Source organism: Chitinophaga ginsengisegetis, from assembly GCF_900168065.1.
In the GTDB taxonomy this organism is placed as follows: domain Bacteria; phylum Bacteroidota; class Bacteroidia; order Chitinophagales; family Chitinophagaceae; genus Chitinophaga; species Chitinophaga ginsengisegetis.
The window spans coordinates 383,158-395,571 of record NZ_FUZZ01000003.1 but is presented as its reverse complement, the minus strand read 5'-3'; the positions used below and the strand labels follow the sequence as shown (position 1 = coordinate 395,571).

The window sequence follows — 12,414 nt, the reverse complement described above, 5'->3', positions numbered from 1 at the left end:
AAAACATCCCAAAGCAGGATGAGCCTGCTTTGGGATGTGTGATATGTGGAGGATGAAAATACTACCAGTCTTTTTCTTTCGGTACTATCTGGCCTTTTACTTTCTTTGCTTTGTCCTGTAGCTTCTTTTCTTCCTGTGATAAAGCCTGTAACAGGCGTTCGGCTTCCTGCTTGCTCATCTTGCTGGGTTGAGGTTCAGGCTTCTGCTGATCCTGCTTGTCTTTGTCGCCTTTGTCCTGGTCTTTATTCTGTTGATCCTTTTTCTGGTCTTTGTTTTGATCCTTGTCTTTATCCTGCTGGTCTTTGTTCTGATCTTTATTTTTGTCTTTATTCTGGTCGTTTTTGTTCTTGTCTTTATTCTTGTCCTTGTCTTTGTTATCTTTTTTGTCATTACCACCGCCGCCTTGCTGTTGTTTTTTCAGCATGGCCTGGGCGTAGGCGAGGTTATACCGGGCATCTTCATCGGAGGGATTGATTTTCAATGCCTGTTTGTAGGATTTGATACTTTCTTCCCATTTTTTGCCTTCCATGAAGGTGTTGCCGATATTATAGTCTGCGTCTGATTTGATGGCTGGTTTGCCACCCAGTTTCAGGCTGTTGGCATATTGCGCGCGTGCGTCGTCGTAACGTTTTTGCTGATAGAGGGAATTGCCGAGGTTATAACTGCCTTCGGCAGATTGGGCATTTTGTTCCAGTGCTTTTTTGTAATTGGCTTCCGCATCGGTGTATTGTTGTTTTTTGTACAGTTCGTTGCCTTTGCGGATATACTTATTGGAGCCGTTCTGCGCGAATCCGGTATGGCTCACGAGCATCACTGCCGCAACAAGGAAACAGTATTTTATAAAAATGATTTTCATGAGTAATGAATTAAACTGCCGGTGATTCAGGAGTGCGCTTGTGGCGGACTTCAGGAATAAAAAATTCAATCAGCAGCAGTGCCAGGCATACGCCCAGGAAATACTGAAAATAGCTGTTATAATCTGTGAATACGTTCTCTCCAAATTCTTTCTGCTCCATGCCATCTATTTTACTTACGAGGGTATTCACTACATCGTCTGTGTTGTTATCCAGGTGCTGATAAATGCCTTTACCCGCGGCGGCAATGCTTCTCAACTCTGCTTCATTCAGTTTGGAAATAACGGTATTGCCTTCCCTGTCTTTTTTATAGCTACCGGTTTCGGGGTCGGGCAGGGGAGAACCTGCTACTGAACCGATACCGATGGTGTTGGTAACGGCGCCGTTTTCAAAAGCGGCTTTGGTGCGCTGGATAGCGGTTTCATCGTGATCTTCCCCATCGGAAATAATGATGAGGGCTTTATGTTTACGTTCTTTTTTGTTGAAAGCATCGTCAGATACCTGTATTGCCTGTCCAATGGCGGTACCCTGTGTTGGGATCATATCCGGGGATACGGTGCTGAGATACATTTTGGCGGCAGAATAATCAACGGTGAGGGGCATTTGCAGGTAAGCGTTACCGGCAAATACTACAAGACCCACGCGGTCATTATCCAGCTTGTCCATCAGTTTACTGATCAGCTGCCGGGCGCGGGTAAGACGGTCCGGCTGCACATCGGTAGCCAGCATACTTTTACTTACATCCAGCGCTATCATCACATCCACGCCTTTACGGGTGATCTTTTCCATGCGGCTGCCTTTCTGCAGGTTGGCTAATCCCACTACGCCAAAGAAGAAGGCCAGGAAAATAAGCAGGAACTTTAATATAAACAGTTTGCGGGAGTAGCCGGTAAAGAGCTTTTCTACCAGTGCCTTGTCCCCGATGCGGCGTATAGAGCGGCGTTTCCACCAGGACACGCCCAGGAAGGCCACCTGTAAAACCAACAGGAGCACCAGTGCCCATAAATATTCACTATGCTGAAATCGTAACATATTCGATTTTAAGATATCCGTTACCGGTAGTAAACCAGGTAAGATATCAAAAATAATTTTTTTGTCACGTATTGCAAGCCGTAGGGGTGGGGTTTTATCGTTTTTTTAACGATCCCGGAGAGTTGGCGGAGCCGGAAAAGGCGAATTACTACATTTCGCCTTTAAAGTAACCGGCATCTGTAAGGATGCTTCTCAGGATGGCCATGCGTACTTTAGGAATATCTACTTTAGGATCTTCTGTTTCAATATTCAGCACAAAAAAAGTAGGGTGCCTGTTTTCTTCGATCCATCCCACTACCCATCCTAATTTTTTTACATCGTTATAGTCCCATCCTGTTTTGTAAGACAGCTCATACTTCGGTGTTTTTTCCATGAGCATTACATCCCGTACGGTTTTCATGGTTGTTTTGGCAAAAGGCAGCTGGTCGAAGTAAAGTTTCTTTACAAAGCCCAGTTCCTCATCCGGGGAAATGAGCAGGGAATTATCCAGCCAGAAGGTATCCAGGCGGCTGATTTTCATATTACCATACTTAATGGAATCGAGCCACAGCTGCATGGTTGGCTGACCGATACGCCGCGCCACTTCCTGGAAGTAAGGCACTGCCGACTCTTTAAATGCCTGGGCCATGCTGAGGTCCTGGTTCCATGCAGGGAACTGGCGGGTTACGCTGTCCCAGCGGATTACCATGCTGGTATCTTTAATGACGCCGGTATGCAGGCCCACGAGGGAGTTGAATATTTTGAAGGTAGATGCAGGCTGAAAGCGTTTCTTGGCCCTGTCGAGGTTATATACTTTAAAGACGCCCTGGCTGTTGTTGAATAACATGAAAGTGCCTTCTACTTTGTATTCGGCAAAATACTTTTCCCAGTCTTGTTCTTCTTTTACATTATTTGGTGCGCAGGCAGCGAGGAACAGGCCAACCGCCAGCAATATCCAGCCAAATCGTTTCATCTGCATAATGATTGAGTAGTTATGAGGTGCAAAAGTAAGAATTACGGCGTAAGAAAAACGATTACGGGTTAGCAGGGAGATAGCAACCGTGATTATTCCGGCGTCTATCTCCCCACTAACCCGCAGTCTTATTTAATCATACTCAGTCTTTATGCACCGGGTACGGTAGCAAATCTTATTTTATCACGCCCAGTTCCTTACCTACTTTGGTAAAGGCGGCAATGGCCCTGTCGAGGTGTTCCTGTTCGTGGCCGGCGCTCAGCTGTACGCGGATGCGGGCCTGGCCTTTCGGTACCACGGGGAAGAAGAATCCGATAACGTAGATGCCTTCCTGGAGCAGTTTATCGGCAAATTGGGCGCTCAATACCGCATCATAAAGCATTACCGGAACAATCGGGTGGTCGCCCGGTTTGATGTCAAATCCGGCTTCCGTCATTTTGCTGCGGAAGTATTTGGTATTGTATTCCAGCTTGTCGCGCAGGGTGGTGGTTTCGCTCAGCATATCCAGTACGGCGATGGAAGCGCCTACGATGCTGGGTGCCACGGAGTTGGAAAACAGGTAAGGACGGCTGCGCTGGCGCAGGATGTCGATCACTTCTTTTGGTCCGCTGGTGAATCCGCCGGAGGCGCCGCCCAGTGCTTTACCGAGGGTGCCGGTGATGATATCTACGCGGCCCATTACGCCACGGTATTCATGGGTACCGCGACCGGTTTTGCCCAGGAATCCGGAGGAATGGCTTTCGTCGGACATTACGATGGCGTTGTATTTATCGGCCAGGTCGCAGATCTTATCCAGCTGGGCAATGGTGCCATCCATGCTGAATGAGCCGTCTGTAACAATGATCCGGCTGCGGCAGTCTTTGGCTTCCTGCAGTTTTGCCTCCAGGTCGGCCATATTGTTATGTTCGTAGCGGAAGCGCTGTGCCTTGCAGAGACGAACGCCATCGATAATGGAGGCGTGGTTCAGGGCATCAGAAATGATGGCGTCCTGTTCATTGAACAAGGGCTCAAATACGCCACCATTGGCGTCAAAGGCCGCTACGTATAAAATAGTATCTTCTGTACCCAGGAATTTGGAGATCTTTTCTTCCAGTTCCCGGTGAATATCCTGTGTGCCGCAGATAAAGCGAACACTGCTCATGCCATAGCCGTGGGTATCAATTGCATCTTTGGCAGCTTTCACCACTGCAGGATGAGACGACAGGCCCAGGTAGTTATTAGCACAAAAATTAAGTACTGTTTCGCCACCCACCTGTATTTCAGCTCCCTGCTCAGATGTAATAATGCGCTCTCTCTTGTACAGGCCGGCTTTATTGATATCGCCGAGTTCCTCCCGTAAACGGGTTATAAACTTCTCATTCATAAAAATTGCAATATTTAAAGTGGATCTACCAAAGTTATGGGCAATAAATGTATTACGATTATTTATCGCGTAAATCAGTATCGGCCGGATATGCAAAAAGTTTGACCCAGGTGTAACATTTGCCCGCCGCCCTCCGTCATAGTACTATCATGATTATTAATACCATGAAGTGGAAAACTGATAATTCATCCCTTTGTTAAAAGATGCTGAAAGAGCATACTTGATAAGAGGTTGATGCTCAGTTTGAAAGGAACTGTTACTACAACTGTGCGGGATAAATGAACCAGCTTTAGAGTAGGTGTGGGTAACAAATATGGATTTGGTCAATGATGGGTATTAAAGTATTTGTCGGAACTTAGCACTAAAATCCCGCACCACCGGAATGACGGAAAAGGAGTACAATAAATGCGTGGATCTGTATTCGGACAATTTATTCCGCTTTATAGTAAAGAATCTGGAGCATGCGGAAGACGCCAGGGACGTAGTACAGAATTCATTCGAGATATTGTGGAAACACTGCCAGGATGTGCCTTTTGAAAAGGCTAAGTCATACCTGTTTACAGTTGGTTACCACAATATGATCGATCATGTACGTAAGGTAAAGCGGATCACACTTGTAGACCAGTTTAAAGACGAGGATAAAGTTTCGGATCATAAGATACATAACGCGAAGGAAGTGATAGAAAAGGCATTATCCAAACTCAGTGAAGTACAGCGCTCCTTAATTATGCTCAAAGACTATGAAGGATATTCCTACGAGGAAATAGGAGAAATGATGGAGCTGAATCCTTCCCAGGTAAAGGTTTACCTGCACAGGGCCAGGATACATCTGAAGAATTACCTGGTAAAAATGGAGAATGTTATATAATATTTTTGTAATAAATTAGATTTTTGTCGATAGAAATTAACATATCAAACTACGAGTCCTATCTCCTCAGCTACATTGACGGTGAGCTGAATGAGACAGAACAGGCCGCGCTGGAACTTTTCCTGCAGAAGCATCCCCAGTTCCGCCAGGAGCTGGAATTGCTGGAAGGAACAAAACTGACGCCGGATACACACGTTGTTTTTGATAATAAAGCTGCTTTATATAAAACAGCGGCTGTTGATTACGAAGTATTAATGCTGGGTTATATCGACGGCGAGCTGACGGCCGCTGAAGAAGCCACTTTGCAGGAATACCTGCAGCAACACCCGGCTGCGCAGCGCGAACTGGCCTTATTGCAGGCCACCAAGCTCACGCCCGATACTACTTTGGTATTTACTGATAAAGCATCCCTGTACAGAAGCAGCAAACGCCGGGTTGCCCCGGTGTACCGCCGTATGATATGGGGAGCTGCCGCCGCCGCGGTAGTAGCGGGCCTGTTTATCTGGTTATTACCGGCAGGTGATCAACCGGCACAAAAACCAGCTATTGCAGTAAACACGCCACCGGCTGCCACCGTACCGGCACCGGCCGTTGCTCCTGCTATAACTACCCCTGCTACGGCAGATCAATCTGCAACCGCAACAGTGGAAGTACCTGCCGTTACACCGCGTACCAATCAGCCGTTACTGGCTAAGAGCCGTAAGGCGGTGACGCCGCGCAACAGCAAACCCGCTGCCACCCCGGTAAATGAACCCGTACTGGCAGCCGCAGATGCCCCCAAAACAGAGGCGCCGGTTATTTCCCAGTTGCCTCCACAGCGCAACTCTATGAGCGAAGTAGTGGAAGAGCACCTGCAACAGGCGGGTAATGCCCATATTGCGGCCGTTCGCCCGGAAGTGAATAAGGAAACGGTACTGGCAGCAGCAAATACGCCCAAAACAAACGATCATTTAAATAATAAGATAGTCCCTGTAACCGAACAGCCCGGCGCTCCCGGTGAGCTGATCATGTCCGTTAGTGGCAGCGACAGCCGGATTTTAGATAAGGTAACCAATGTTGCGAAGTTTTTTTCCCGTAAAAGGAATAAATAATAAATCATGGTCATAGCATATGAAGCATAAATTTTTACTCATTTTGTTACTGGTATTATGTGGCGGATGGGCTCATGCGCAAAAGGCAGATAAAAACACACCGGCACCACCGGACACCATACAGATCAAAGGATTGATCATTATCAAAGGCAAGAATGATAAGGGTCGTACCAGTTATAAGTTCTATAACGATACCGCCTATGCACGCCAGAAGCTCAAAAAGAACCTGCAGACCAAATGGTTCGTTTTTGACCTGGGATTCAACAACTATATTGATCACAGCGACTATAACGGCGCCAGCTTTATAAATTATTACCCCAATAACAGCGCTTATTATAACGGAGCGCCTGCCCCGGTGTCTAAATCATATGATTACTCTGCCGTAGGGCTTGCCACCTTTGCTCCCAGGGATGCCAGTGAGCCTTTAACGCCTTCAGAGTTTAAGCTAATTACCGGAAAATCAATTAATTTTAATATTTGGCTGTTTCAACAGCGACTTAATATAACAAAACACAAACTTAACTTGTTATATGCTTTAGGATTAGAGATGAATAACTATAGGTATGCCCGGAGCATCACGTATTTGCCGGGTTATCCTACACAAATAATCAGAGATTCCGTAGAATTTTCAAAGAATAAGCTGTTTGCCGAATATATATCAATCCCGGTAATGCTTAATTTTAATTCTAACCCTGCCCGCCCGAGCCGTGCGTTCCAGGCGAGCTTTGGTGTCTCCGGTGGTTATCTCCTCAAATCCAGAACCAAGCAGGTTAGTGAAGAAAGAGGCAAGGTTAGAAAAACGGACGACTTCAATCTCAACAAGTGGCGTTTTGGCCTTACCAGTGAACTGGGCTATGGACCTGTAAAGTTGTATGCAAACTTTGCCCTTACGGCATTACATGACTATGGGTTACAACAATATCCATTTTCAATAGGTATCCGGTTAAACGGATTCTAAGATTTATTAGCCAGTCCTAAATTGTGTTTATGCGTTCTTTTGTTGCTTTGATGACATGTATTGGTTGCATTGCATGGATTCACTCCTGTGAGAAACGTTTGTTAGGCGTTAGACTCGAAAAAAACAATTTACTTATTGATCAGCCAGAGCAGTTGCCGTTAGCGGTTGCACCAGCCGGCATCCCTGCTGCCAGGTACATTTCCCAGGTAGTTCCTGCCTCCAATACCATAGCCGTTCCGGTTAGCCGTAACAGGAGCCGGCCGAAGGCGAAAAAACAAACCGTTAATAACAGCAAGGCCATAGATTCCCTGCTTTTTAACCAGGTTTTTGTAAGAGGAAAGTATACCATTTATAATAATCAGAACCCCTGAGATCACCCCTTATCTTGTTAAGTTGATCACCGGGCCGGCAACCGGTTGCAACTCCTATGCATCTACCGCTCATACAATTCTCCCCTTTTTTCCCGCTTTATAATTTGGACTTCCGGTATATTTGACAGACTAATTTCAAAAAACCAACTATTTGTATGAGTCTTAAAAGAGTCGTATTACTATTCCTGTTTGCCTGCTCGCTGAAAGTAGCGGGAGCCCAGGGAAAATATCAATGGAAGGAGGCTACTGCTGGCGGTTACACCTATAAGTACGTTTCCGATGATCCCATGAAGGCACGTTTCTACACACTGAAAAACGGCCTCACAGTTATCCTGAGTGTCAATAAAAAAGATCCCCGCATCCAGACACTGATCGGCACCCGCGCCGGTAGCGATAACGATCCGAAAGACCACACCGGCCTGGCGCATTACCTGGAACACCTCCTGTTTAAAGGCACCGAAAAGTATGGTTCGCTCAACTGGGCAAAGGAAAAACCACTGATCGACGAGATCTCCAATTTGTATGATAAATACAATAAAACAGTGGACCCGGCTGCCCGTAAAGCAGTTTATCATCAAATAGACAGCGTTTCCGGAGTGGCCGCCAAATATGCGATCGCCAATGAATACGACAAAATGATGTCGGGCATGGGCGCGCAGGGTACCAACGCGCATACCTGGGTGGAAGAAACCATCTATGAGGAAGATATTCCTTCCAATGCCATAGACAAATACCTGACCGTACAGGCCGAGCGCTTTCGCGATCCCGTTTTCCGCCTGTTCCACACCGAACTGGAAGCGGTATACGAGGAAAAGAACCGCGGACTGGATAACGACGGCCGCAAAGTGTACGAAACGATGCTCGCAGCCCTGTTTCCCACACATAATTATGGTCAGCAATCTACCATCGGTACCGTTGAGCATCTCAAAAATCCAAACCTGAAAGTAATCCGCGAATTCTACAACGAATACTATGTGCCAAACAACATGGCCATCGTAATGGCGGGTGATTTTGATCCGGATTACGTGATCAAATCTATCGATCAGAAATTCAGTTACATGAAAGCCAAACCGGTAAAGGAATACAAGCCTGCTCCGGAAGCCCCAATCAAATCACCGGTAGTAAAAGAAGTACTGGGCCCCGATGCTGAAAGCGTAGATATCGCCTTCAGAATGCCCGGTGCGCTCGATACCAAATCCAACCTGGTACTGGGCGTAATGTCGTCTATACTGGAAAATGGTAAAGCAGGTTTAATGGACCTGAATATCAACAGACAACAGAAAGTACTGAACGCCAGTGCCGGTGTAATGGGCCTGAAAGACTATTCCATCTTCTCGCTGAGTGGTAAAGCCAAACAGGGCCAAACCCTGGAAGAAGTAAAAGCACTTTTACTGGGTCAACTGGAGATCCTGAAGAAAGGAGATTTTGATGAAACCCTGGTGAAAGCCATCGTTAATAACGCCAAACTGAGCGAACTGCAGGGACTGGAAAGCAATAACAACCGCGCTACCGCCCTCATGGATGGTTTCATCAAGAGCAGGGGTAAAAACTGGGTGTACGATGTGGCCTATGTGGATGATATGGGTACGGTTAACAAAAAACAGATTGTTGACTACGCCAATAAATTCCTCAACGACAACTATGTAATTATTTACAAACGCAAGGGCGAAGACAAGAACATCGAAAAAGTGGAGAAGCCTGCCATTACCCCGGTAGAAGTAAACAGGGAAGCACAATCATCTTTCCTGCAGGAGGTGGCCGCTATACCAGCCACACCGGTAAAACCACAATGGCTGGATTATGAGAAAGATATCCAGAAAACAGCGGTGGGCAACACCGATATGATGTATGTGCAGAACAAAGACAACGGTCTTTTCCACCTGTACTACCGTTTCGATATGGGTACCTGGAGCAATAAGAAACTGGCCCTGGCAGCGCAATACCTGCAATACCTGAGCACGGATAAATATACCTCTGAGCAGATCAGCAAGGAGTTTTATAACATTGCCTGTAACTTCAGCGTATCCGCATCCACTGAAAACACCACAATCGTGATCAGTGGTTTGCAGGAAAATTTTGATAAGGCCGTTACCTTATTTGAACATGTGATTGCTAACTGCAAGCCTAACGAAGAGGCCCTGGCAGCACTGAAAGGCCGTATCCAGAAAGGCCGCTCCGACAGCAAACTGAATAAGGGCGCTATTATGAAAGGGGTGGTAAATTACGCGATGTATGGCGCTAAAAATCCGTTTAACAACCAGTTAAGCCAGGCTGAGCTGGACGGTATTTCCGCATCAGAACTCGTTACCATTTTACATGAACTGCCTACTTACAAGCATACCATCATTTACTGGGGACCACAGCCACTGGCCACTGCCGCAGCTGATGTGAAAAAACTGCATCCGTTGCCAACCACCTTTAAAGCTACACCGGAAGCCGTGAAATTCGCGAAAGACAACCAGGATAAAAACCAGGTGCTGTTTGCAGATTATGATATGGTACAGACAGAAGTAAACTGGCTGAGAAATTCAACGGTATACAATCCGGCTAACACAGGTGTGGTTACCCTGTTCAACAGTTACTTTGGTGGCGGTATGGGATCTGTAGTATTCCAAACCATCCGTGAATCCAAAGCGCTGGCTTATTCTACCTATGCTTATTACGCATCTCCTGATAAAAAAGATGAGCGCTATTCTGTAGTGGCTTACGTAGGTAGCCAGGCAGATAAAATGAATGACGCTATTGTAGGTATGAACGAACTGCTGAACGATATGCCCCGTGCCGATAAACTGCTGCAAACCGCCAAGGAAAGCATGAAACAGGATATTGAAACAGAACGTATCACCAACGATGGTATCATTTTCAGTTACCTGGCGGCTCAGAAGCTGGGATTAAATACGGATATCCGCAAACAGGTGTACGAGTCTATCGACAAAATGAATTTTGACGAAGTGAAGAAGTTCCACGAAGAGAACCTCGCGCATAAACCATATACTTATTGCATTGTTGCTTCTGAAAAGAAGATCAGCATGGACGATCTGAAAAAATATGGCGATGTGAAGAAACTCACGCTGGAAGAGATTTTCGGCTACTGATTACGGTAAGAAAAAATCAGGTAAGATAGAAAGGCACAAAGCGTAAAGCTTTGTGCCTTTCTATTTTCTACCCATCTCCCAAACAATAAATTATTCTTCTGCTACGTTATCAGCATATTTATTACTCCTATGAAGAAGTGCTGTCATTACTGGTTGGTAGCTGTTCTGTTGCTGCTGCCGCTAAGTGGATTTATCAACGAATCTGATTTGTATAGTGTAAGGTTAAATGCTGCCAACATTGATCCTGATAAAATTTTCCTGCTGATAGATAAAAGCGATTACCGGTTGTATGTATATGAAGACGTAACGTTGAGAAAAATCTACAAGGTGGTATTTGGTAACCGCGACCAAACCGATAAACAAGTTGAAGGTGATCGCAGAACACCGGAAGGGACCTTCCATATTTTAACCAAAAGAGTGGATAAAAGCTGGAGCCGGTTCATGCTGCTGGACTATCCCAACGAGGTGTCCTGGCAGAAATTCCGTGACCGTCAGTCACAGGGTATGGTATCGTCGAGCGCCAGTATTGGCGGGGCTATCGGTATCCACGGGGTAGAATATAATTCCGGGATCCGGGATAGCTATGTGGAAGCACGTATTAACTGGACATTGGGTTGTGTCAGTATGAAAAACTCGGATGTCAATGAATTATATGAGGTAATCAAAGTAGGTACTCCGGTGGTTATTCGCCGGTAAGGTTTTTGCTGATTAATTTGCAGTGACTTCCGGCGGCAGTTGCATGTTGTAATTTAGCCTCCGCCATAAACAGGTACGGCATCTAGTGGTGCAGTGATACTGCATCATGACTCAAATATAAACGGCGGGTCAGATCCTGTGAAGAGCGCGCTCCACTCGTATGGTGCGCGCTTTTTTATTGTTGCAGAAAAGCGGAGACTTCCTTCATCCAGGCTACGGAATCTTTGCCGCAAAACGACTGGTGGCCTGCATTGGGGAAAATATACAGTTTTTTTTGCCGGGTGCCCAAATGGGAAAATACCTCCTGCGTTTCTTGTGGCATTACCCGGATATCCTGTTTTCCGTAGAAATATAGCACCGGCATATGTATTTGACGGGCGTATCTTTCCGGCTTAAAACCGGCGCCCCAGAAACCCTGTTCCACTCCTCCCCAGAAGGTAAGTATCTGTGAAAACGGAAATGCCGGCAGGTGAACGGAGCGCATCCTGCTTTTTACGGCGTCTGTAAGCGTGGCAAACGGACACTGAAGGATCAGCTGCTTTGGTGTGAGCCCATATTCAGGAACCGCCTTTAAAATAGCGGCAGCACCCATACTTACCCCCCAGAGGATGATGGGCTGGTTGCTTTTTTCTTTTACGTAGTCCCAGGCCAGTTTTACATCTTCTGCTTCTTTGTAGCCCACGCTGCAGGTATATCCTTCGCTGTTACCGTGGGCGCGGAAATCGAGTAAAAAAGTATTGTAGCCAAGTGAGCGGAAACGGTCCGCTTCCGGAAACAGCGAGCCTTTATTACCGTTGTAACCATGAAACAGGATAACGGTGCCTTTAGCTGCTTTGGCCGGGATCCACCAGCCTTCGAGCCGGAGCCCGCCGGCGGTATGCAACAATACGGTTTCATAAGGTACCAATGGAAAACTGGTAGTAGCGGATTTGGCGATGCGCACGCCAAACAGGATGGTTTTTATTTTTTCCCCGGTGCTCATTTGTTCCGGGAGTTTATTCCTGCGGCCACCGTCTTCATAGAAGTGGGTGAACTTCCAGGCATGAAAGGCCCCGATGATATTGAGTAATATGAAAAGGACTACGCAGGTCCATGCCAGCCTTTTGAAGAAACGCTTCATTGTATAATCAGGTA

At 46.4% G+C, this 12,414-nt stretch carries 11 protein-coding genes; 6 read left to right on the top strand and 5 right to left on the bottom strand.

Features of this window, described 5'->3' with window-relative positions:
• Positions 1-61: 61 nt before the first annotated feature.
• The 4 genes from B5Z18_RS20245 to kbl all read right to left on the bottom strand — a co-directional run bounded on the left by B5Z18_RS20245 (position 62) and on the right by kbl (position 4,201).
• Positions 62-856, bottom strand: coding sequence for a tetratricopeptide repeat protein (locus tag B5Z18_RS20245; RefSeq protein ID WP_143313649.1), 795 nt, complete (start codon positions 854-856; stop codon positions 62-64).
• Between the two features lie 10 nt (positions 857-866).
• A complete protein-coding gene (locus B5Z18_RS20240) occupies positions 867-1,886 on the bottom strand; it encodes a VWA domain-containing protein (RefSeq protein ID WP_079471319.1) in 1,020 nt (339 codons plus the stop codon).
• A gap of 148 nt (positions 1,887-2,034) precedes the next feature.
• Positions 2,035-2,844, bottom strand: a complete 810-nt coding sequence (blaOXA, locus tag B5Z18_RS20235) for a class D beta-lactamase (protein ID WP_235015969.1) — start codon at positions 2,842-2,844, stop codon at positions 2,035-2,037.
• 169 nt (positions 2,845-3,013) lie between these two features.
• Entirely contained in the window at positions 3,014-4,201 is a 1,188-nt protein-coding gene (kbl, locus tag B5Z18_RS20230; RefSeq protein WP_079471318.1) for a glycine C-acetyltransferase, read from the bottom strand.
• A gap of 382 nt (positions 4,202-4,583) precedes the next feature.
• On the opposite strand from kbl, the gene B5Z18_RS20225 reads away from it, so the two are divergent.
• The 6 genes from B5Z18_RS20225 to B5Z18_RS20200 all read left to right on the top strand — a co-directional run bounded on the left by B5Z18_RS20225 (position 4,584) and on the right by B5Z18_RS20200 (position 11,280).
• Complete coding sequence (locus B5Z18_RS20225; RefSeq protein WP_079471317.1) at positions 4,584-5,069, top strand: RNA polymerase sigma factor; 486 nt, start codon at positions 4,584-4,586, stop codon at positions 5,067-5,069.
• A gap of 23 nt (positions 5,070-5,092) precedes the next feature.
• The gene (locus tag B5Z18_RS20220) at positions 5,093-6,160 is read left to right on the top strand and encodes an anti-sigma factor (RefSeq protein WP_079471316.1); all 1,068 of its coding nucleotides are present in this window, start codon (positions 5,093-5,095) and stop codon (positions 6,158-6,160) included.
• A 19-nt stretch (positions 6,161-6,179) separates the two neighbouring features.
• Positions 6,180-7,118: an outer membrane beta-barrel protein gene (locus B5Z18_RS20215; RefSeq protein ID WP_079471315.1), complete on the top strand. Its 939-nt coding sequence runs from the start codon at positions 6,180-6,182 to the stop codon at positions 7,116-7,118.
• Between the two features lie 29 nt (positions 7,119-7,147).
• Positions 7,148-7,489, top strand: a complete 342-nt coding sequence (locus B5Z18_RS32340) for a hypothetical protein (RefSeq protein ID WP_133256135.1) — start codon at positions 7,148-7,150, stop codon at positions 7,487-7,489.
• 155 nt (positions 7,490-7,644) lie between these two features.
• Entirely contained in the window at positions 7,645-10,584 is a 2,940-nt protein-coding gene (locus B5Z18_RS20205; protein WP_079471313.1) for a M16 family metallopeptidase, read from the top strand.
• A gap of 129 nt (positions 10,585-10,713) precedes the next feature.
• On the top strand, positions 10,714-11,280 hold the full coding sequence (locus B5Z18_RS20200) for a L,D-transpeptidase family protein (protein WP_079471312.1): 567 nt from the start codon (positions 10,714-10,716) through the stop codon (positions 11,278-11,280).
• A gap of 175 nt (positions 11,281-11,455) precedes the next feature.
• Here the strand turns inward: B5Z18_RS20200 and B5Z18_RS20195 are convergent, their stop codons facing one another.
• Complete coding sequence (locus B5Z18_RS20195) at positions 11,456-12,400, bottom strand: alpha/beta hydrolase (RefSeq protein ID WP_079471311.1); 945 nt, start codon at positions 12,398-12,400, stop codon at positions 11,456-11,458.
• Positions 12,401-12,414: the final 14 nt, after the last annotated feature.

Excerpts from the sequence above, each read along its gene's own strand:
- B5Z18_RS32340 (WP_133256135.1), top strand. The coding sequence starts at position 7,148 with ATGCGTTCTTTTGTTGCTTTGATGACATGTATTGGTTGCATTGCATGG.
- kbl (WP_079471318.1), bottom strand. The coding sequence starts at position 4,201 with ATGAATGAGAAGTTTATAACCCGTTTACGGGAGGAACTCGGCGATATC.
- blaOXA (WP_235015969.1), bottom strand. The coding sequence starts at position 2,844 with ATGCAGATGAAACGATTTGGCTGGATATTGCTGGCGGTTGGCCTGTTC.
- B5Z18_RS20225 (WP_079471317.1), top strand. The coding sequence starts at position 4,584 with ATGACGGAAAAGGAGTACAATAAATGCGTGGATCTGTATTCGGACAAT.
- B5Z18_RS20200 (WP_079471312.1), top strand. The coding sequence starts at position 10,714 with ATGAAGAAGTGCTGTCATTACTGGTTGGTAGCTGTTCTGTTGCTGCTG.
- B5Z18_RS20215 (WP_079471315.1), top strand. The coding sequence starts at position 6,180 with ATGAAGCATAAATTTTTACTCATTTTGTTACTGGTATTATGTGGCGGA.
- B5Z18_RS20245 (WP_143313649.1), bottom strand. The coding sequence starts at position 856 with ATGAAAATCATTTTTATAAAATACTGTTTCCTTGTTGCGGCAGTGATG.
- B5Z18_RS20240 (WP_079471319.1), bottom strand. The coding sequence starts at position 1,886 with ATGTTACGATTTCAGCATAGTGAATATTTATGGGCACTGGTGCTCCTG.
- B5Z18_RS20195 (WP_079471311.1), bottom strand. The coding sequence starts at position 12,400 with ATGAAGCGTTTCTTCAAAAGGCTGGCATGGACCTGCGTAGTCCTTTTC.
- B5Z18_RS20205 (WP_079471313.1), top strand. The coding sequence starts at position 7,645 with ATGAGTCTTAAAAGAGTCGTATTACTATTCCTGTTTGCCTGCTCGCTG.